This is a genomic window from Campylobacter sp. 110 (assembly GCF_002383965.1).
In the GTDB taxonomy this organism is placed as follows: Bacteria; Campylobacterota; Campylobacteria; order Campylobacterales; family Campylobacteraceae; genus Campylobacter_D; species Campylobacter_D coli.
On record NZ_NXBD01000042.1, the window covers coordinates 24,719 to 45,833 of the forward strand.

Annotated in this window: 16 protein-coding genes and 1 pseudogene; 6 read left to right on the forward strand and 11 right to left on the reverse strand. The window is 33.3% G+C overall.

Translation table 11 applies throughout. The features are described 5' to 3' along the window. The first annotated feature begins 7 nt into the window (after positions 1-7). Both BGS43_RS05185 and BGS43_RS05190 read left to right on the forward strand, forming a co-directional pair. A complete protein-coding gene (locus BGS43_RS05185) occupies positions 8-655 on the forward strand; it encodes a ferritin family protein (protein WP_096569100.1) in 648 nt (215 codons plus the stop codon). Positions 656-692: 37 nt separating this feature from the next. After that, positions 693-1,268, forward strand: a complete 576-nt coding sequence (locus BGS43_RS05190) for a ribonuclease HII (RefSeq protein ID WP_002825464.1) — start codon at positions 693-695, stop codon at positions 1,266-1,268. On the opposite strand, the gene BGS43_RS05195 is transcribed toward BGS43_RS05190, so the two are convergent. The 3 genes from BGS43_RS05195 to BGS43_RS05205 all read right to left on the reverse strand — a co-directional run bounded on the left by BGS43_RS05195 (position 1,269) and on the right by BGS43_RS05205 (position 8,649). Further along, complete coding sequence (locus tag BGS43_RS05195; protein WP_096569104.1) at positions 1,269-2,714, reverse strand: glutamate synthase subunit beta; 1,446 nt, start codon at positions 2,712-2,714, stop codon at positions 1,269-1,271. A gap of 9 nt (positions 2,715-2,723) precedes the next feature. After that, on the reverse strand, positions 2,724-7,214 hold the full coding sequence (gene gltB / locus BGS43_RS05200; RefSeq protein WP_096569107.1) for a glutamate synthase large subunit: 4,491 nt from the start codon (positions 7,212-7,214) through the stop codon (positions 2,724-2,726). 133 nt (positions 7,215-7,347) lie between these two features. Next, positions 7,348-8,649 carry a Na+/H+ antiporter family protein gene (locus BGS43_RS05205; RefSeq protein ID WP_002790485.1) on the reverse strand — a complete coding sequence of 434 codons (1,302 nt, stop codon included), beginning with the start codon at positions 8,647-8,649 and terminating at the stop codon, positions 7,348-7,350. A 231-nt stretch (positions 8,650-8,880) separates the two neighbouring features. Between BGS43_RS05205 and BGS43_RS05210 the strand changes: the two genes are divergently transcribed. Together BGS43_RS05210 and BGS43_RS05215 are read left to right on the forward strand one after the other, a co-directional pair. Further along, positions 8,881-9,240: a DUF485 domain-containing protein gene (locus tag BGS43_RS05210; protein WP_002787440.1), complete on the forward strand. Its 360-nt coding sequence runs from the start codon at positions 8,881-8,883 to the stop codon at positions 9,238-9,240. Then, positions 9,237-10,883 (forward strand): cation acetate symporter, encoded by a 1,647-nt coding sequence (locus BGS43_RS05215; RefSeq protein WP_002787442.1) that lies wholly within the window; start codon positions 9,237-9,239, stop codon positions 10,881-10,883. The genes BGS43_RS05210 and BGS43_RS05215 overlap by 4 nt, the downstream gene beginning before the upstream one ends. A gap of 142 nt (positions 10,884-11,025) precedes the next feature. Here the strand turns inward: BGS43_RS05215 and BGS43_RS09860 are convergent. From BGS43_RS09860 to dnaA, 8 genes and pseudogenes are all read right to left on the reverse strand, one after another. Further along, positions 11,026-11,112: pseudogene (locus tag BGS43_RS09860) on the reverse strand (c-type cytochrome); the annotation flags it as partial. Then, positions 11,109-11,267, reverse strand: coding sequence for a hypothetical protein (locus BGS43_RS05220; protein ID WP_002779923.1), 159 nt, complete (start codon positions 11,265-11,267; stop codon positions 11,109-11,111). The pseudogene BGS43_RS09860 and the gene BGS43_RS05220, both read right to left, overlap by 4 nt. A 35-nt stretch (positions 11,268-11,302) precedes the next feature. Next, positions 11,303-11,938, reverse strand: coding sequence for a p-cresol methylhydroxylase (locus BGS43_RS05225; protein ID WP_223207191.1), 636 nt, complete (start codon positions 11,936-11,938; stop codon positions 11,303-11,305). Beyond that, entirely contained in the window at positions 11,917-12,159 is a 243-nt protein-coding gene (locus BGS43_RS10130) for a hypothetical protein (RefSeq protein ID WP_223207190.1), read from the reverse strand. The genes BGS43_RS05225 and BGS43_RS10130 overlap by 22 nt, the downstream gene beginning before the upstream one ends. 114 nt (positions 12,160-12,273) lie before the next feature. Next, on the reverse strand, positions 12,274-12,651 hold the full coding sequence (locus BGS43_RS05230; protein ID WP_002779381.1) for a twin-arginine translocation signal domain-containing protein: 378 nt from the start codon (positions 12,649-12,651) through the stop codon (positions 12,274-12,276). Between the two features lie 173 nt (positions 12,652-12,824). Beyond that, a complete protein-coding gene (gyrB, locus tag BGS43_RS05235; RefSeq protein ID WP_002791617.1) occupies positions 12,825-15,137 on the reverse strand; it encodes a DNA topoisomerase (ATP-hydrolyzing) subunit B in 2,313 nt (770 codons plus the stop codon). A gap of 31 nt (positions 15,138-15,168) precedes the next feature. Next, positions 15,169-16,236, reverse strand: a complete 1,068-nt coding sequence (gene dnaN, locus BGS43_RS05240) for a DNA polymerase III subunit beta (RefSeq protein ID WP_096569110.1) — start codon at positions 16,234-16,236, stop codon at positions 15,169-15,171. A gap of 159 nt (positions 16,237-16,395) precedes the next feature. After that, positions 16,396-17,718 carry a chromosomal replication initiator protein DnaA gene (gene dnaA, locus BGS43_RS05245; protein ID WP_096569114.1) on the reverse strand — a complete coding sequence of 441 codons (1,323 nt, stop codon included), beginning with the start codon at positions 17,716-17,718 and terminating at the stop codon, positions 16,396-16,398. 94 nt (positions 17,719-17,812) lie between these two features. On the opposite strand from dnaA, the gene ruvC reads away from it, so the two are divergent. Beyond that, positions 17,813-18,295 carry a crossover junction endodeoxyribonuclease RuvC gene (gene ruvC, locus BGS43_RS05250; protein ID WP_072225818.1) on the forward strand — a complete coding sequence of 161 codons (483 nt, stop codon included), beginning with the start codon at positions 17,813-17,815 and terminating at the stop codon, positions 18,293-18,295. Between the two features lie 203 nt (positions 18,296-18,498). Further along, positions 18,499-21,114, forward strand: coding sequence for a flagellar hook protein FlgE (flgE, locus tag BGS43_RS05255; RefSeq protein ID WP_096569117.1), 2,616 nt, complete (start codon positions 18,499-18,501; stop codon positions 21,112-21,114). Position 21,115: the final 1 nt, after the last annotated feature.

Sequence of the window (21,115 nt, forward strand, 5' to 3'; positions counted from 1 at the left end):
GTACAAAATGAGACAATATGAATCCTATAAATGTCCAAAATGCGGCAATGAAGTAGAAGTTCAAAATGTAGGCGGTGGAAAACTTAGCTGTTGTGGTGTTGAGATGGAGTGTATCACTCAAGATTTAACTGCAATAAATTTGATGAAAGCTTTTGCTGGAGAATCAATGGCTAGAAATAAATACGATTTATTTGCGGATGTAGCTGAAGAAGAAGGTTGGCATGCGGTTGCTAGACATTTTAGAGAAGCGGCTGAAAATGAAAAATGGCATGCAATAGCAGAATTTAAAGCTTATCATGAAATCGTTGATGGCAAACCTTTAGAAGTAACTACAAAAAACCTAGTAACTGCTGCAGAAGGTGAAAACTATGAGCACACAACTATGTATCCAAATTTTGCTAAAATCGCTGAAGATGAGGGTAAAAAAGCTATAGCAAGATTATTTACTGCGATTGGAAAAGTAGAAATAGAACACGAAAGAGAATACCTAGCTCTTAAAAAAATGCTTGAAGAAGAAGAATTCTTTAATAGCGAAGTAGAAGAACTATGGGTTTGTGAGGTTTGTGGACATATCCATCGTGGCAAAAAAGCTCCTGCAGCCTGTCCTTTATGTAAAGCACCTAAAGAATACTTTAAGCGTGAATTTTTAGGCTAAATCCTTGGGCGATTTTTCGCCCTTTCTTAGAGAAAATTTGAAAACTTTATTTGAAGAAAACGAACTTTTAACTCCATTTGATATTAACTTAATCGGCATTGATGAAGCAGGACGAGGTGCCTTAGCAGGTCCTATGATGATGGCAGCTTGTAAACTGCATAAAGATCTTGAGGGGCTTTGTGATTCTAAAAAATTGAGCGAAAAAAGACGCGAAGAACTTTATGAAATTATCTTACTTCATTCAGATTACCTCATCCTTGCTTTTTCTTCAGAAAAAATTGATGAAATAGGGCTTAGCGCTTGTTTAAAAATGGGTTTAACACTCATAAAAAAACACTTTAAAACAGAAAATAATTTCTTATACGATGGCAATACAAATTTAGGCATTAGCGGTATAAAAACTCAAATCAAAGCCGATGCCAATATCAAACAAGTAAGTGCAGCAAGTATACTTGCAAAGGTAAGTAAAGATAGAGTGATGAATTTTTTAGCTAAAAATTTTCCTTGTTATGAGTTTGAAAAAAATAAGGCTTATGGGACAAAAGCCCATAAGGAATTGATAGCAAAATTTGGAATTTGCAAGCTTCATCGCAAAAGTTTTAAACTTTTATGACTATTTTGCTAAATTCTCATGTATATTTAAAGCACACTCTATACCATCTTTTATAGCCCAAACGACTAAAGATTGTCCTTTTCTAGCATCTCCGCAAGCAAAGATTTTTTCATGTGTGGTTTGGAAATTCTTTGTTTTGACATTGTTTTTCTCATCCAAACTTACTCCAAAATTACTAGCGATAGCATCTTCACTTCCGCTAAAACCCATAGCCAAAAGTACTAAATCTGCTTTATAGTTTTGATTAGAATTTGGAAGTTCGACATTTATAGCCTTACCTTCTTTGAATTCGCGTTTTAAATCACATGCTTCTACGCTTTCTACTTTGTCTTTACCTAAGAATTTTTTTGTCATTTTTTGATATTCTCTAGGATCTTTGCCATATACAGCAATGGCTTCTTCTAAACCATAATCTGTCGTAAAGATATCAGCTTTTAAAGGCCAAGGATTGCTTTGGCTTCTTTGTAAAGGTCTTTTTGGGCTTCTTTCAAAACGCACTATGGACTTAGCTCCTTGTCTTGTAGCTACAGCGATACAATCAACACTTGTGTCCCCACTTCCTATAACCAAGACATTTTTACCCTTTGCTGTATCAGCACCCTTACCTGTTTTTAGCAAGGTTTTGGTATTTTGCGTTAAGAAATCAAGAGCAAATTCAACGCCCTTTAGTTTTCTACCCTCTATATCAAGATCGATAGGCTTGCTCGCTCCTGTGCAAAGTACTAAAGCATCAAATTCTTTTAAAAGTTTAGAAACCTTATCTTTGCTGTCTATATTTTCATTCACTTTAAATTCAATCCCACTTTTTTTAAGCAAATCCACCCGTCTTTGAACTATACTTTTATCAAGCTTCATATCAGGAATTCCATACATTAAAAGCCCGCCTACTTTATCGCTTCTTTCAAAAACACTTACCTTGTAGCCAAGTGAATTTAAGGTATTAGCACAAGCAAGTCCAGCAGGCCCACTTCCTATGACGGCGATTTTTTTGCCATTGTATTGTTTAGGTTTATTTGGACTTACTAAATTTTCTTTAAAAGCATTTTCTATGATGGCTAGCTCGTTATTTTTGATACTTACGCTTTTTCCATTAATCGCACACACACAAGAATCCTCACAAGGAGCCGGACAAACACGGCCAGTAAATTCAGGAAAAGGATTGGTAAGATCAAGTCTTTCATAAGCTTCTTTCCATAAAGAACGATAAATAAGATCATTCCATTCAGGGATGAGATTGTTTAAAGGACAGCCTACATCCTTGCCTTCACTCATCACACCCGTATGGCAAAATGCTACCCCACAATCCATACATCGTCCGCCCTGAATTTCTTGTTCTTTCTTGTCTAAAAGCGTTGTAAATTCTTTGAAATTTAAAACTCTTTCTTTAGCAGCAACTTTTTTAAAATCTACCCTTTTAAAATCTAAAAAACCTCTTGCATTTCCCATTTTTACTCCTTATTTTTGTGTGATTTTCAAAAATGCTGCCAAACTTGGATCTTCTTCATCTTTGCAAAGTTCGATCATCTCTAACATTTTTTCATAATCTCTTGGCATAACTTTAAAAAAGTCTTTTTTGTCAAATTTTTCGAGTATGTCCTTAGCCTTTTTAGAATTGGTATAAGCGATATGATTTTCTATCATCGTTTTTAATTCTTTTTCATCCTTAGTGCTAAGATCTTTAATATCCACAAGCTCGGTATTTACATGGGCTTCATTGTATCTTCCAAAGATATAAACCACACCCCCACTCATACCTGCAGCAAAGTTTGCACCCACATCGCCAAGCACTACGACAAGCCCCCCTGTCATATACTCACAACCATGCACGCCTGTTCCTAAAACTACCGCTTTAGCTCCTGAATTTCTTACGCAAAATCTTTCTCCTGCTATACCATCTAAATACACTTCACCCTCAGTTGCTCCATACAAACAAGCATTTCCTGCGATGATATTTTCTTCAGGTGAGAAAGTAGCATCATTTGAAATTTTAGCAATGATCTTACCTCCGCTTAAACCTTTACCTAGATAATCATTGCTATCGCCTATAATCTCAAGCTTAATGCCCTTTAACAAAAATGCTCCAAAGCTATTGCCTGCATTTCCTATGGCTTTAATTTGTATGCTATCTTCGCTTAAAGCGTCTTTGCCATAAGTTTTTAGAATTTCACTTGAAAGCATAGTAGCAAAAGTACGGCTTTGATTTCCTACCTCTAAAGAAAGTTTGATAGGCTCTTTTTTCTCCACAGCATTTTTACAAAGTGGGAGTAAAATTCTATAATCAATCGTTTTTTCAAGTTTATTGTCTTTATAGTCTTTAAAATGCACAGCGGTTCTGTTATAAGTAGGTAAGGATTTTAAAATTTTATCTAAATTCACTTTACCTGCTTTACCTTGCATAGGTTTTTGACGGAGTTTATCAACTCTTCCTATCATATCATCAAGGCGTTCAAAACCAAGTCTTGCCATATATTCTCTAAGCTCTTCAGCTATAAAATACATGAAATTAACCACATCATCTACTTTGCCTTTAAAACGATCTCTAAGTTCTTTATCTTGAGTGGCAATACCAAAAGGACAAGTATTAAGATGACAAACTCTCATCATCGTACAGCCCATAACAATTAAAGGCGCAGTAGCAAAGCCAAATTCTTCAGCTCCTAAAAGTGCAGCTATAGCTAAATCGCGTCCATTCATCAGCTTTCCATCAGTTTCTAATCTTACTCTATCTCTAAGCTTGTTTAAGATCAAAGTTTGATGCGTTTCAGCTAAGCCTAACTCCCAAGGAATTCCCGCATGCGGTATAGAAGTTCTAGGGCTTGCTCCTGTTCCTCCATCATAACCTGAAACAAGGATTAAATTCGCTCCTGCTTTTGCCACACCTGCAGCAACTGTTCCTATACCATTTTCGCTTACAAGTTTTACTGAAATTTTGGCGTCTTTATTCGCATTTTTTAAATCATAAATGAGTTGAGCCAAATCCTCAATAGAATAAATATCATGATGAGGTGGTGGAGAAATCAGCGTCACACCCGCTGTAGAATGTCTAGCCTTAGCTATCCAAGGATAAACTTTAAAGCCCATTAATTGTCCGCCCTCGCCTGGTTTTGCACCTTGAGCGACTTTGATTTGTAATTCTTTTGCATGGGTTAAATAATTTAAATCCACCCCAAAACGCCCACTTGCTACTTGTTTGATAGCGGAATTTTTATTGACTCCATCTTTGATTTCATAGCGTTCCTCATCTTCACCGCCCTCGCCTGAATTTGATTTTGCGCCTATTTTATTCATCGCTTCTGCTAAGCACTCATGAGCTTCTTTAGAAATAGAACCATAACTCATAGCACCTGTTCTAAAGCGTTTAACTATACTTTCAGTACTTTCAACCTTGTCAATGCTGATAGCCTCGCTAAAATCAAATTCCATTAAAGAACGCAAATTCACTTGTTTTTCATCAACTAAAGCCGAGTATTTTTTAAAGCTTTTATAGTCTTTATTGCGACAAGCTTGCTGAAGATTAAAAATCACAAGTGGATCGATTAAGTGTTCTTCTTTAGCACTTCTAAAGCTGTGAATTCCTTTAGAATCTAAAGCCTTATGCGTATCATTAAAAGCATGTTTATGTAAAGCGATCAGTTCTTTTTCAAAATCTTCTAAATCCATACCCTCAATGCGTGAAGTTGTAGAAGTAAAGTATTTATCAATCACCTTAGAGCTTAAGCCCAGACATTCAAAAAGTGCAGAGCCATTATAACTTTGCAAGGTAGAAACCCCCATTTTAGAAGCAATTTTTACTATACCACTTGAACTTGCTTTGATGAAATTTTCTACCGCTTTATCATAACTTACATTTAAGTCTTTATTTTCTATAAGTTTTTGTATGCTTTCATAAACCAAATAAGGATTTATAACCGTTGCACCATAACCCAAAAGACAAGCAAAATGATGAATTTCTCTTGGCTCACCACTTTCTATGATAATACTTGTATGAGTTCTTAAATTCTTTCTTACTAAATAATTATGCACGCCCGAAACCGCAAGTAAAGCAGGGATATAAGCATTTTTATCATCCACGCCTTTATCACTTAAAATGATGATAGAAACACCTTTTTTAATCTCTTCTTCTATTTTTACACAAAGATTATCTAAAGCTTGTTCTAAAGTTACTTTAGAATATTCATAAAGTATAGAAAATTCTTTAACTTGGAAATTGTTTAAGGCTTTAACCTCAAAAAGCTCTTCATTGCTAATAATAGGCAAAGAAATTTTAACACGCTTTGCATTGTTTTCATCTGGTTTTAGCAAATTCCCTTCGCTTCCTAAATATATCCTTGTAGAAGTAACAATCTCTTCTCTTATAGCATCTAAAGGTGGATTAGTCACTTGAGCAAAAAGTTGTTTAAAATAATTATACAAAGGCTGATAAGTTTTAGAAAGTATAGCCAAAGGAGTATCCACACCCATAGCCGCTAAAGCTTCTTTGCCATTTTGTGCCATACTTGCTACACTCATTTTAAGCTCATCATAGCTCCATCCAAAAGCTTTTTGAAGTTTTAAAACCTCATCTTCTTTTAAAAATTTATGTTTATAAACCCCGCTGTGTTGTTTTTCAAGCTCTACTAAATTTTTAAGCCATTGTTTATAAGGCTTCGCATTAGCATAATGCTCTTTGATTTCATTATCAGCTATTACTCTGCCTCTTGCAGTATCTACAAGTAAAAGTTTTCCAGGTTCTAGGCGTTTTTTAGCTTTGATATTGTTTTCATCAAGTTTTAAAGCTCCTGTTTCGCTTGAAAGTATGAGCATATCATCTTTTGTAAGATAATATCTTGAAGGACGAAAACCATTTCTATCTAAACTCGCCCCCATGATAACCCCATCAGTAAAAACTATAGCAGCAGGTCCATCCCAAGGCTCCATCAATAAAGAATGATACTCATAAAAAGCACGCTTTTTACTTCCCATGTTCTCATTTTTATGCCATGGTTCTGGCACCATCATCATAAAAGCTTCTTCTAAAGTGCGTCCATTTAAAGCTAAAAATTCTAAAGTATTATCAAACATAGCAGAATCACTACTTGGTTTTGCTATGATGGGAAAAATTTCATCTAAATTTTCAAAATACTCACTTTGCATCAAACCTTCTCTAGCTCTTATGCTATCGACATTTCCTCGTATAGTGTTAATCTCTCCATTATGCACCATATAGCGGTTTGGATGAGCTCTTTCCCAGCTTGGGAAGGTATTAGTCGAAAAACGAGAATGCACCAAAGCAATGGCGGATTTCATATTGACATCTTTAAAATCAAGATAAAAATCACTCAATTGAGTAGAAAGAAGCATTCCTTTATAAACTATAGTGCGTGAAGAAAAGCTTGAAAAATAAAATTTAGGCACATGCAAAGCTCTTTTTTCTATAAGACGACGACAAGCATAAAGCACTCTTTCAAACTCAAGTCCTGCATTAACCGTGCTTGGTTTTTTTACAAAAGCTTGTAAAAAATAAGGCATAGCTTTTAAAGCGCTTGCTCCTATATCGCTAGGATTAAAAGGCACTTCTCTAAAACCTAAAAATTCTAAATTTTTATCTTTTAAACCTTGTAAAAATATCGCTTTTGCTTCTTCTTTAGCATCTGCATTAGGCGATAAAAACATTTGCGCTACAGCATAATCACCTTTTTGAGGAAGCTCAAAACCAAGCTCTTGAGTCATAAAAAAATCATGAGGAATCTGAATCAAAATTCCCGCTCCATCGCCTGAATTTTCTTCAGCTCCCGCACCGCCTCTGTGTTCAAGATTCATCAAAATTTCTAAAGCGTCACAAATAACCTTATAAGAAGCAATACCGCGTATATTGGCAACTGCGGCAATACCACAGGCATCGTGTTCATTTTTAGGGTGATATAAACCTACGCTTTGATTGTTTTCTAAGATATTTTCCAAATCCATTTTATTCTCCTTATAAGATTGATTTTAAATTTGATAGCTTGTTAAGGATTATAACATATATTTTTTTAATATCGAGATATTTTTTATCTTAAAAATAAATAAATTAAAAAATATTTCAATGGATTTATAAAAATTATAAAAACATCGCTATGATACTTCCTAAAATCAGCAAAGGCCCATTATAAAAAATAAAAGTAGGAATACAAGTATCTTTTATATGATCGTGTTGCTTATCTACGCTTAATCCCACACTCGTTCCCATCGTCGTTTCACTTGCTGGACTTCCTGCATCTCCTAAGGCCCCTGCTACTCCTAAGATAAATATAATAAGAGCTGCGCTAAAACCAAGTTCTAAACAAATAGGACAAAAAAGTGTAGCTATGATAGGAATAGTCCCAAAAGAAGTACCTATACCCATGGTAATAATAAGACCTATTAAAAGCATTAAAAATACCGCTAAAAATTTATTTTCTTGCATCCAAGGCACTACGGAATTTACAAGCTCATTTACAGCACCGCTTTGTTTTAAAACTTCTCCATAACCCGCTGCTACAAGCATAACAAAAGCGATAAAGCCCATTAATTTAAGTCCATCATCAAAAATATCATTGACACTTTTATATTCAACTCCGCCCAAAATCACCATAGAAATAAAGCCCAAAAGCCCTGATAAAGGTAAATTCATCGTAAAAATTTGTAAAACCAAAGTCAAAATAAGCCCTACTAAAACGCCCCATTCTTTGCGTCCCATTTTGATATTATCAAAATCCATTTTTTGAATTTCTATTTCTTGATATTCTCTTGGTTTTCTATAAAATACAAAAAGCGCTAAAAAAAGTCCTAACACCATACAAATAGCAGCATAATACATCGCATTTGTTACATCTGCTAAGTTGACATTAACCCCATTTTTTTCCAAATTTTCTCTTAAAAGATCTTGGAAGTTAAGTCCAAAACCTATAGGCAAAACCATATAAGGTGTCGTAAGTCCAAAGGTTAAAGCACAAGCAACAGCCCTACGATCGATTTTTAATTTATTAAAAAGACTTAGAAGTGGTGGGATTAGCAAAGGAATAAACGCCACATGGATAGGAATTAAATTCTGTGAAAAACAAGAAATCAAAGCTATAGATAAAAGCAAAAGATATTTTTTGTGAGAGATAAAACGACTGACTACCTTAATCAAATAAGCTGTTAAATTTGTCCTTGAAATCGCAGCAGCAATAGCACCTAAAAGTATATAACTTAAAGCGGTTTTTAAATTTCCCTTCATTCCGTCGATTAAAATACTCATAGTCTCCATAATCTCAATATGAGAAAAAATTCCCGCAACTAAAGCAGAAATCAAAAGACTCAAAAGTACATTAAAACGAAATAAACAAAGTAAAGTCATCAAAACTACACTGATGATGATAGGATTTGTAAGCAGGGTCAAAATTTTTCCTTGTGAATTTATAAAAGCTTAATTCTAAAGAAAAATTTTTTAAAATGAGATAAAAATTATCAATGAATTAATATGTAAATTTTAGTAACATTGATAAATATATGTTACTTTTTTTTCATATTTAAGATAAAAATTCTATTATTACACAAATTTTTAAAATAAAAAGTCTCAATTCATTGAATTTTTTGTTATATTGAATTATAAACATTGAAAGGAGTACCCATGAATTTAAATGCGGAGCAAAAAAATGCTGTTTTGAGATTTAAAAAGTTTGTTTCTTTTAGAAACAAAATATCTCTTAACCTATCTTTGATAGTGCTTATTTGTTACTATATCTTTGTTTTAGGTATAGGACTTATGCCTGAAATTTTAGGGTATAAACTGGGTCCTAGTTCCATCACGCTTGGTATTATGGTAGGCATTGGCCTGATTTTATTGTGTATTATTTCTACAGGAATTTATACTTTTATCGCAAATTATTTTCTTGATAAAGAGCAAGAAGAAGTGATTAAAAGCTTGGAAAATGAAGGATTGCTTGATGCGTTAAAAGATGGAAAAATCAATTATAAGGAGCTAGTATGAAAGTCTTTATATTTTTAAGTTTAATCTTTAATTTAGCCTTAAGCGCCGGTTTTGATCTAGGAGAAGTTCATCAAAAACCTATAAATATAACTGCTGTTAGTATGTTTTTAGTCTTTGTTTTAGCTACTTTGTTTATCACCTATTATTCTAACAAAAAATCCAAATCCAAAAGTGGATTTTATACCGCCGGAGGAAATATCACAGGAATGCAAAATGGTGTAGCTATAGCGGGGGATTATATGAGTGCGGCAAGCTTTCTTGGAATTACCGCTTTAGTTTTTACTAATGGCTTTGATGGGCTTATTTATTCTATAGGATTTTTAGTGGGTTGGCCTATTATTTTATTTTTAATTGCAGAAAAATTTAGAAATCTTGGCAAATTTACCTTTGCAGATATTACCGCTTATCGTTTAGAAGCTAAGCCTATACGCGTTATATCAGCTATTTCTGCTTTAAGCGTTATTATCTTTTATCTTATTGCTCAAATGGTAGGAGCAGGACAACTCATACAATTGCTTTTTGGTTTACCTTACACTTTTGCGGTTGTTTTGGTCGGAATTTTAATGATTTGTTATGTAACCTTTGGAGGAATGCACGCAACCACTTGGGTGCAAATCATCAAAGCCATTTTACTTCTAGCAGGGGCTACTTTTATGGCTGTTATGATTTTATACCTTACGAAATTTGATTTAAAATATTATTTTGATTTAGCCATTTCTCATCATCCAAAAGGTGAAAACATAATGAAACCAGGGACTTTTTTGCCTGATACCGTATCAGCTCTTTCTTTAGGCTTGGCTCTTATGTTTGGAACTGCGGGTTTACCTCATATACTTATCCGATTTTTTACCGTAAAAGATGCTAAAGAAGCTAGAAAGTCAGTATTTTATGCAACAGGATTTATAGGGTATTTTTACATACTTACTTTCATCATAGGCTTTGGTGCTATAGCGCTCTTACTTGGTAATCCTCAATTTACTAACGCTGATGGAAGTTTTAATGGGGCTAGTAATATGATAGCAGTTACCTTAGCTGATGTTTTGGGTGGAGATGTCTTTTTAGGATTTATTTCAGCAGTAGCTTTTGCTACTATTTTAGCAGTCGTTGCAGGACTTGCGATTTCAGGTGCAGGAGCTATAAGTCATGATTTATATGTCAATGTTATCAAAAAGGGTGATGTCAAACATGAAGATGAAATGAGAGTTACAAAAATCGCAACTATAGCTATAGGAATTTTTGCTATTTTGCTAGGCATTGTCTTTGAAAAACAAAATGTTGCTTTTACCGTAGGACTTGCTTTTGCTATTGCTGCGAGTGTAAATTTTCCTATACTTTTACTCTGTATTTATTGGAAAAATCTTACCACTAAAGGCGCTTTTTGGGGTGGACTTATAGGACTTATAGTCGTTCTTGCTCTTGTGATTTTAAGCCCTAGTATATGGGTAAAAAGTTTTGGTTTTAGTGAAGCTATTTTTCCTTATGATCATCCTGCTTTATTTTCAATGCCTTTAAGTTTTATACTCATTTATATCATTTCAAAATTGGATAATTCTAAAAGAGCTAAAAAAGATAAAGAAGGTTTTGAAGCACAAGATTTTAGAGCTCAAAGCGGTGTGGGAGTAAGTGAAGCTGTGGTGCATTAAACAAAAAAAGCTTCTTTGCATTTAGCACAGAAGCTTTTTTAAATTTAAACCAGTAAATATTCTCATTAGAAAAGTATTTTAGGACTTTACTTAACATAAAGTCCTTTAAAGTTTATCTTTATTTGTAGTTTCTACCCAAATACTCACCTAAATACTGCAATTCTTTATCCTTAGCATTTAAATTCAGCAAGCAAACAAATAAAACAAAAAATAAAGCGATTTTTTTCATTTTTCTTTACCTTCTTTCATTCTTAATGCGTCGCGTTTATTATTAACAAAACGCTCATCTCTTAAATTTTTAGGCCAAATGCCTCCACGACCAGGTGCTAAAATTCCATTTGGATCAATACAATCTTTAAGCTGCGCGATAATCTCCCCATCCATGTTCTGTAGCAGTTTGAACCATTTGACGATACATTTTACGCACTTTTATTGTGTGCTTTATCGGTTCTTGAGTTATTAAAGGCTAATATAAAGCAAAATGCACGATACATCCAACTTCTAGGATGCGAAAAAGGTGTTATAGGAGATTCTTCCCCAAATTCTCTAAATAAATTCATATACACTTCTTGGCATTTTAAAAGTTCTTTACCATCGCGTGGAATAATAGGTGAAAACCATACATGCCCATCACTTGGTTCTAAAACCTCACCTCTTGTGCTAAGCCAAAAAATTTCCATATTTGGAATTCCAAGAGTAACCTTATGTTTAAGCTGCTTTTTTTGCTCCAAATTCAAAGGTAAGCTAAATTCTTGAACGATAGAAATATCTACACCTTCAATGATTTTAAATCTTTGCTTGATATATTCTAAATTTGCATAGCACACTTCTTTACAGCCATAAACTGAAACATCGATATTCCAATAAGGGATTTTATTTTTCAAAGCATAATTTTGAATTTTATCCATATCAGGTAAGCCATTTTTACTTGTAAGATAGCCTTTTAACTCCGCATTCATCGGTTTTCCATAAGGTGGATTTAATGGACTAAAATACTGCGGCCAACCCACAATAAAACTATCCTCAAGATAATTTAAAATTTCAACCGCATCCAAAAGCCCATTTTTGTAACGATACCAAAGTTAGATTGTGAAAAAAGTCCATCTACATAAGGACCATAGCCGTATTTATTTTCTGCGAAAGTCTTAGCTTTTGGTAAAGCACCCATACCCGTGCGTAAAATTTCTCCATTAGCCAAAACAACTTCCATCCCACAATGCGAGCCAAAAAGAAGGGATAGGTTCGTCATCATCATCCCATTGCGGGCTATACGCATCTCTATAAAGATCTAAATCCTCTTGGGTTTTAAATACCCACTCTTTACCCAAAGCTTTTTCAAATTTTGCTACTGCAGCTGTAAAATCACTTTGCGAAACATTTTTTGGTAAAATTATAATTTAACTCCTTTTGGTGCCAAAATCCAAGTATAAAAATCACCTTGTTTTTTTTCATACGCAACACACATACCATAATCCGCCGCCATAGTGCGGATCACAAAAAAAGTTGTCCCACTACTCACACTTCCAATGAGTGCTTTATTTTCAAAAGCTTCTTTAAGTTGTGAGTAAATATTGCTGATATCTTTTTCAATAAGTAAAATTTCATCCGCGTTAATGAAATTTCCTTGATGAGGAATTTCACTATCTTTGATAAAATATTTCACTTGTTTAGCTTGAGAAAATTCCAAAAAAGAAGCATTCAAACCAGAAAGACAAACAGCACTTAAAGCCGTAGCTTTTAAAAAATTTCTACGCGAAACTTCTAACATGAATTAATCGTTTTAAGTATTTAGTATTACAAATTATAAATCTATAAACTTAAAAAATATTTAAAAAATAATTTGAGTAAAGATAAAATATGAATTATTGTAACAAAGTGTGAAATTTTTAAACAAAAAGATAGAATTTAGTGTCAAATTTACAATCTGACACTAAAAAATTTTTACACATCCAAATGTTTTACATCTTTAGCATGTGTTTGGATATAATCGCGTCTTGGTTCAACCTCATCGCCCATGAAGAGATTAAAAGTATCATTAGCACTTTGTGCATCTTCGATAGTGATTTTTAAAAGTCTTCTTACGCTTGGATCCATAGTTGTTTCCCAAAGTTGTTCAGGGTTCATTTCACCCAAACCTTTATAGCGTTGGATATAAGCACCTTTTTTGGCATTTTTTTCTACTTCATCTAAGATATCTAAAATATCTTTTTCAAAGCTCAAATCACGATCTTTTATTTTATTAAAGATATAATTTGCCTCTTCATAAAGAGGGTGTGAAAATAAATCATCATTGATGATAAGTTCTTCCAAACCATTTTCAGTTTGCACATAAATGCGAATTTCATTTTCATTGATATAATGATTTAAAATATTATGCCCTTCTTTTTCCAAAAAAGCTTTAACGATTTTAAAAAGTTCTTCATTATTTTCTTTGATAAAGTCAGGGTTTTCGATCAAATATCTAATCACAGAAATCACATTGAAACGCTTTTTAAGCTCATTTAATACCGAGCGATAAGCGGCAACGATTTTTAGAAAATCTTTTAAATCATTTAAGCCAATTCCTTCATAATTAGAACTTTCAATACCTGTTTCGATAAGATAATCATTCAAAGCTTTTTCATCTTTGAGATAAATTTCTTTCTTTTGACCTTTTTTATAGCGGTAAAGCGGTGGTTGGGCAAGATAAATGTGTCCATTAGCCACAAGTTCATTCATAAAACGGAAGAAGAAAGTTAAAAGCAAGGTTTGTATATGTGATCCATCAACATCCGCATCTGTCATGATGATGATTTTATGATATCTTAGTTTTGAAAGATCAAAATCCTCACCTATACCACAGCCAAAAGCGGTAATCATATTTTGAATTTGCTCAGATTTTAAAATTTTATCTAATCTTGCTTTTTCAACATTTAAAATTTTACCACGCAAAGGCAGTATAGCTTGGAAAGATCTTTCTCTACCTTGTTTTGCAGAACCTCCTGCAGAATCCCCTTCCACAAGATAAATTTCACTTTCACTCGGATCTTTACTTTGACAATCAGCTAATTTCCCTGGTAAAGTTCCTACACTCAAGCTTTCTTTTTTACGCGTTAATTCTCTTGCTTTTTTTGCTGCTTCTCTTCCTCTAGCTGCCATTAAAGCTTTATTCATAATAGCTTTTGCTTCGATAGGATTTTCTTCAAAATATTTACTAAGATATTCAAAACTTGCTTTTGAAACTATAGGACGCACATAAGAAGAGCCAAGTTTTCCTTTGGTTTGTCCTTCAAATTGAGGTTCAGGCACTTTTACACTTACTACAGCGATAAGTCCTTCACGCACATCATCGCCTGTGATTTTAGAGTCTTTTTCCCTAGCACTAGCATTTGCTTCTATGTAGTTGCTAATCACTCTTGTTAAACCCATTCTAAATCCAGCTTCATGCGTTCCACCATCAGGGGTTTTGATATTGTTTACAAAAGAAAGCAAGTTTTCGCTATAAGTATCATTATAAAGCAAAGCTACTTCTACATTTACATCTTCTTCATCTACGCTAAAAAATATAGGTTTGGTTAAAGCTTCTTTTTTATTTAAATCACTAACAAATTGTGAAATTCCGCCCTCAAAATGAAAACTTTCACTTTTGCCTACACGATTATCTTTAAAATTTATAGTGATTTTTGGATTTAAATATGCAAGTTCACGAAATCTTTTAGCCAAAATATCATAATCAAATTCTGTTACTTCAAAAATTGTATCATCAGGCCAAAATTCTATGGTAGTTCCTGTTTTTTTGCTCTTTCCTATAACACCAAATTCACTGATGACTTTACCTTCTGAAAATTCTTGGCGATAAATTTCTCCATTTCTTTCAACCGTAGCTATAAGTTTTTTAGAAAGTGCATTTACAACTGAAACGCCCACACCATGCAAACCTCCTGAAACCTTATAAGTGTCTTTATCGAATTTTCCCCCTGCATGAAGAACGGTTAAAACGACGGTTAGGGTTGGCATATTTTCAGTAGGGTGCATATCTACAGGAATTCCACGACCATTATCGCTAACGATGCAGCTTCCTTCGGTAGTGATTTCTATATCTATAGTATCACAATGTCCTGCCATTGCTTCATCGATAGAATTATCCACTACTTCATAAATCATATGATGAAGTCCGCCTATATTGGTATCTCCTATATACATACCTGGGCGTTTTCTAACAGCTTCTAAGCCTTTTAAAACTTTAATATTACTCGCACCATAATTTTCTTGCATATTTTTCCTTTTAACTCAAGATTTTAAGTTTTTATAAAATCATAGGCATGATAACCATAGATAAGCCTTGAGAATTTACTACAAAGGCTAAGTTAGGTTCATTTACACTTAAAGTGAATTGTTCTTCTTCGATTGAAGTTAAGAAATCAAGTAGGTATTTTATCTTGATATTAAGATTAAATTCTTCACTTACTCCTGTTTCGATTTCAAGTTCGGTTTTTGCTTCCATATTGTCTAAGCTTATACCTTCAAAGATGATTTTATCTTTGTTGAAATGAAGTTTCATTTTTTCAGTTACAACACTGATTTTTTTAAGACTATCTATAAAATCTTCAGTTGAAAATTTAAGTTCTTGTTTGAAAGTTTTTGGGATAACTTTTTCATAATCAGGGAATTTATCATTGATAAGTTTTGTAAAGAATTCAAAATTTTCATTTTTGGCAATAAGCATATTTTGATCATAAAAAATTTCTATTTTTTCATAGAAAAGTTTTTGCATTTCCATAATAGCTTTTTTAGGGATACTAAAACTAAATTCTTGATTATTTGCTTTTTCTAAAGTATAGATTGCAAGGCGTTTTGTATCAGTTCCTACGAAGTTAATTTTATCTGTTTTTATATCTAAAAATGCACCATTTAAGGAGTATTTTGGGTTATTTGTATCAATACTTGGTAATATCTTTTTAAGAGAACGGCTTAAATCACTTGAATCAATGTCAAATTGGTTTTTTCCTTCTGTATTTGGAAAATTTGGAAAATCTTCATGATTAAACATAGGAAGTTTGTATTTTGTGCTTTTTTGTCTTATAAATAAAAAATTATCAATGGTTTCTAAAACAACTTCTTCATTGTTTAAGCTTTTAATAACATCTGCAATACTTTTTGCATTTGCAGTAGCAAAACCACTTGATTCTACGCGGATTTTTTTTATTTTATAGTTGATACCTATTTCATAATCACTAGCTCTAATAAGAAGTTTATCTTCATCAGCATGAAAAAAAAGATGAGAAGTAATGGTGCTTGAGTCTTTTTTTTCTACATAAGCATTACATAAAATCACTGCAGATTCTAAAGTATTTTTATTGATACTTAACTTCATTTTTTCTCCTTGGTTTATTTTAATTTTAAATTCGTTGTAATAATAAGCTTGTTGAAATTGTGAAATTCTTCAAAGCAAAATAATCAAATTTGTATTTTATCATACTTTGCTTAATTTCTTTTTTTCACACTCTAGAATTTATTTTTCACATCCTTTCACTTAACTTTGACTTTTAACAAGAATTTTGTTTTTAAGTTCTTCGATTTTTGCTTTTAAAGAACCATCATTTTCTATCATTTCTGTGATTTTTTTAACATTATGTGAAATAGCTGTATGATCTTTCATTTCAAAATAATTTGCAAGTTGTGGCATAGTCAAAGCCGTAAGTGCCCTAGCTAGGTAAATCACAATGCGTCTTGCTGTGACTATATTTTGAGTTTTTTTATTGGATTTCACATCGCTTGGTTTGATGTTAAATTCTTTACATACCAAAGATAAAATGTCATCTATAGTGATATTTTCTTTCTTTTCTTTGATATGATCTTTCATCACACTTTTGGCAAGTTCGAGTGTGATTTCTTGTCCTAGTATGGTTGCATAAGCATTTAAACTTATGATGATACCTTCGATTTCTCTTATATTATCCCCTAAAGAAGTGGCGATATAGTTTATGATATCATTAGAAAGATTGATATCGTTAAATTCACATTTTTTTCTTATGATGGCTATTTTTGTATCTAGTTGAGGTGGAGTTATATCAGCTATGATCCCATGTGCAAAACGACTTTTTAAGCGTTCGGTTATACCTTTTAGCATATTGGGTGGATTGTCTGAAGTCATGATGATTTGTCCATCGTTATTTTTGATTTCATTAAATATAAAGAAAAATTCTTCTTGAATTTTATCGGTTTTTCCTAAAAACTGCACATCATCTATGAGTAAAACATCACAATTTCTATATTTTTCATGAAATTTATCTAAAGAACCATTTTTTAAATTTGAAGTAAAATCATTGATAAAATTTTCACTGGTAGCGTAAATAACTTTTTTTCCCATTTCTAAGCTTGCATTTCCAACTGCTTGAAGTAAATGTGTTTTTCCAAGTCCTGTAGGCCCATAAACAAAGATTGGATTATAAAGTTTTCCAAGCTTGTCTTTATGTGCTATAGCTTTACATGCTCCATAAGCGTATTTGTTAGAATCCCCTACAACAAAACTTTCAAAAGTAAAAGAAGGATTTAAAATCGTGCTTTGTGCTTTTATATGAGCTATGTCGATTTTTGTGCTTTTGTTACTTTGTTTAGCACTTTGTGCTTGTATATTTATGATGGCTTTATTTCCACTTTGCACTTCATAAAAATGCGCTATTTTTTTGCCGTATTTTGTTTGTATGAATTTGGCTAAAAGCTCATTAGGAGCGTTAAAGACTAGAAAATCTGCTTTGCTTTGTTTTTCGTTGAATTTTAAATTTGATAAATAGTTTTCGTATTCGTTTTCATTGAGTTCTTTTTTTAAATTTTCAAGTATTTGGCTTGGATTCATAATCTCTCTTTAGTCTTTGTAAGCTTATAAATTTTATCTTAAATTTTATAAAAAAAGGTTAAAATCCGCTTTTGTATTTTATTTTTCAAAAGGTATGAATTTGAAAATTTTAGGTATAGATCCAGGTTCAAGAAATTGTGGTTATGCTATCATAGAAGCCAACAAAGGAAAAAACATTCTCATAGAAGCAGGACTTATAAAGATAAAGCCAAGTACCTTACAGTATCAAATCACAGAGCTTTGCGAGGGTTTGGACTTGATTTTTAAAAATCATTCTTTTGATGAGATAGCTATAGAAGATATCTTTTTTGCTTACAATCCAAAAACCGTTTTAAAACTCGCACAATTTCGCGGAGCCCTATCTTTAAAAATTCTTCAAATTCATGGAGACTTTGCAGAATACACTCCCTTACAAGTGAAAAAAGCCGTTACAGGAAAAGCCAAAGCAACTAAAGAACAAGTTGCTTTTATGGTAAAAAGGCTTTTAGGACTTAGTAAAGATATCAAGCCTTTGGATATCACAGATGCTATCGCAGTGGCTTTAACCCATGCAGCAAATTTAAGAGTTAGGGTGTGATTTTGGTAATTTTCATTACACAAAAGACCAAAGCTTCATAAACTCCCAAAATACCTTTAAATTTTTTCTATAAATTTTTAAAAAATTCATAAAAAATTTCAAAAGTTGGAACAGAACTTGCTTGTAAACTTCACATAAACGCAAAAGTTTTTTAAAGCCAAAGCGTTAAATTTTTTAAAGCAATATTTTATAAAGGATTTAAGATGATGAGATCACTTTGGTCTGGCGTAAGCGGACTACAAGCACATCAAGTTGCGATGGATGTTGAAGGTAATAACATTTCAAATGTTAATACCACTGGTTTTAAATACTCCCGTGCAGATTTTGGGACTATGTTTAGCCAAACTGTGAAAATCGCTACAGCTCCAACTGATGGAAGAGGTGGATCTAATCCACTTCAAATCGGTCTTGGCGTTTCAGTAAGTTCTACAACTAGAATTCATTCTCAAGGTTCAGTTCAAACCACAGATAAAAACACTGATGTGGCTATAAATGGTGATGGTTTTTTTATGGTGAGTGATGATGGGGGGCTTACTCGCTATCTTACAAGGAGTGGGGATTTTAAACTCGATGCTTATGGAAATTTTGTTAATAATGCAGGTTTTGTTGTCCAAGGGTGGAATATCAACTGGGATACTCAAAGTATAGATAGCTCAAGAACTCCACAAAATATTTTTATCGATCCCGGTATGCATATCCCTGCAGCAAAATCAACCGAAGTAGCCATCAAAGCGAATTTAAATAGTGGTTTAAATATAGGAACAGCAAGTCGTCCTTTGTATTCTCTTGATTCTGTGCATGGTTTTAATCAAAAAACAAGTGAAACTAAAGATGAAAATGATACAGGAACCACTCAGTTTTATACGACTTCTAAAAATGCTGTAGAAGTTACTGAAAAGGGTGTAGATGCAGGATCACTTTTTAATGCTAATGGTACAGGTTTAAATCTTAGAGATGGACAAGGGATTTGGGTATCTTATGCGGATGCTAAATATTCTACAAATTCTTTAGGTTATAATGCTTTTAATTCAAATTTACAACAAAATCAAACTGCTGCTTTTTGGGGCAATGGTAATCAAAAGACAAGATTAGATATAGTGATTAATGGAGTTGTTATTCAAAATGATACTATAGGCAGTATAGATGAGGCTATCGCTTATATCAATACCTTTACCGTACCAACGGATGCAAGAGAGGGAACAGGAGTAAGAGCGGTTAAAAATGCAGATGGCTCGGGTATAGATTTTGTCAATGATAATGCCGATGGCACTACAGATAATATGAAAAATATCAATCTTGTAGTTAATGCTAACAATACAGCAGGTGAACTTTGGAATGCTGTATGGGATAATAATACTCAAACATTTAGTTTTAACCAAGGTAACGGTGCTCAGCAGCCTACTATTAATAAAAATGGTTCTTCTTTATGGACTGCTGCTAGACAGAATTTGACTCCAGCTCCACCTGCTGCCGGGCCAATTACCCAAATTCAATTGACAGGTCCAGCAAATGCCCAAATAATAACAGCGCATAAATATATCTATAGTTCTTCGCCTCAAACTCTTCCTCCTATGTATAATCCCGATGGAGGTTTTAATTATATTCCAGGTACAAATACACAACCTCCTGTTTGGAATGGTACAGATGCTGCTACTATAGGTTCGCAAAATTATTATAATGCGGTAATAAATGGTTCTTTTTTAAATACCAATATAAGGACTTTTCACACTACTGAAGATTTAAGAGAGCTTTTACAAAGAGATGCTAGATATGGGGTTGATTATGATGGAAGTGGAACTTTTGCTGCAGCAGATGTCAATGAAAATGTTAAAGTTGTAGTCAATTCTTCAGGAGCTTTTTCTCTTACAAATGTTAATGAAAATTCAAATAGTCCAACACTTGTTACAGGTGGTCAGGGAGTATTGACTTTTGGCCCTCATAATATGAATTTCAATATCACTGCTTATACAGATGAAAGAGGAACAGTAAGCACTAATGATGCTTTTACTAAAATCTTTAAAGGACTTGATGGTTCTTTCCCTGCAGGCAATCAGGTTAAGCAAAGTGAACTTCTAAAACTTTCTGCTTTTTCAGCAGGACTTGAAATTTATGATTCCTTAGGTTCAAAACACACTTTAGAAGTGCAGTTTGTTAAGCAAAGCACCACTCAAGATGGGGGTAATGAATGGCAAATGATCATCCGTGTACCCGAACCTGCAGAGATCAACACTACAGGCGAAGGACCAAACAATATCATCGTAGGAACAGCAAGATTTAACAATGATGGATCTTTGTCAAATTATAATCCAAGAACGATAAATTTTTCACCCAATAACGGTGCCGCTCCAAATCAACAAATCAAACTTTCCTTTGGAACAAGTGGAAGCAATGACGGCCTTGTAAGCTCAAATTCTGCTTCAACTCTAACAGGACAAGCAACCGATGGTTATACTTCAGGCAACTTAAAACCTGATGCTATCCGTGTGGATGACAAAGGTAATATCTTAGGCGAATTTACCAATGGTAAAACCTTCGCTGTTGCAAAAATGGCGATGGCTTCAGTGGCAAATAACTCAGGTCTTGAAGAAATCGGCGGAAATCTTTTTAAAGTCACTGCAAATAGTGGTAATATCGTAGTAGGTGAAGCAGGAACAGGAGGTCGTGGTGAGATGAAAACCTCAGCTCTTGAAATGTCAAATGTGGATTTAAGTCGTTCTTTAACAGAGCTTATTATCATTCAAAGAGGTTATCAAGCAAACTCAAAAACCATTTCAACGAGTGATCAAATGCTCCAAACTCTAATCCAGCTTAAACAATAAT

Coding starts and splice junctions, on each gene's coding strand:
- dnaN (WP_096569110.1), bottom strand. CDS start 16,236: ATGAAGTTAAGTATCAATAAAAATACTTTAGAATCTGCAGTGATTTTA.
- dnaA (WP_096569114.1), bottom strand. CDS start 17,718: ATGAATCCAAGCCAAATACTTGAAAATTTAAAAAAAGAACTCAATGAA.
- BGS43_RS05195 (WP_096569104.1), bottom strand. CDS start 2,714: ATGGGAAATGCAAGAGGTTTTTTAGATTTTAAAAGGGTAGATTTTAAA.
- gyrB (WP_002791617.1), bottom strand. CDS start 15,137: ATGCAAGAAAATTATGGTGCGAGTAATATTAAAGTTTTAAAAGGCTTA.
- BGS43_RS05215 (WP_002787442.1), top strand. CDS start 9,237: ATGAAAGTCTTTATATTTTTAAGTTTAATCTTTAATTTAGCCTTAAGC.
- BGS43_RS10130 (WP_223207190.1), bottom strand. CDS start 12,159: ATGCGTATAGCCCGCAATGGGATGATGATGACGAACCTATCCCTTCTT.
- BGS43_RS05185 (WP_096569100.1), top strand. CDS start 8: ATGAGACAATATGAATCCTATAAATGTCCAAAATGCGGCAATGAAGTA.
- BGS43_RS05230 (WP_002779381.1), bottom strand. CDS start 12,651: ATGTTAGAAGTTTCGCGTAGAAATTTTTTAAAAGCTACGGCTTTAAGT.
- BGS43_RS05210 (WP_002787440.1), top strand. CDS start 8,881: ATGAATTTAAATGCGGAGCAAAAAAATGCTGTTTTGAGATTTAAAAAG.
- BGS43_RS05220 (WP_002779923.1), bottom strand. CDS start 11,267: ATGGATGGGGAGATTATCGCGCAGCTTAAAGATTGTATTGATCCAAAT.
- flgE (WP_096569117.1), top strand. CDS start 18,499: ATGATGAGATCACTTTGGTCTGGCGTAAGCGGACTACAAGCACATCAA.
- ruvC (WP_072225818.1), top strand. CDS start 17,813: ATGAATTTGAAAATTTTAGGTATAGATCCAGGTTCAAGAAATTGTGGT.
- gltB (WP_096569107.1), bottom strand. CDS start 7,214: ATGGATTTGGAAAATATCTTAGAAAACAATCAAAGCGTAGGTTTATAT.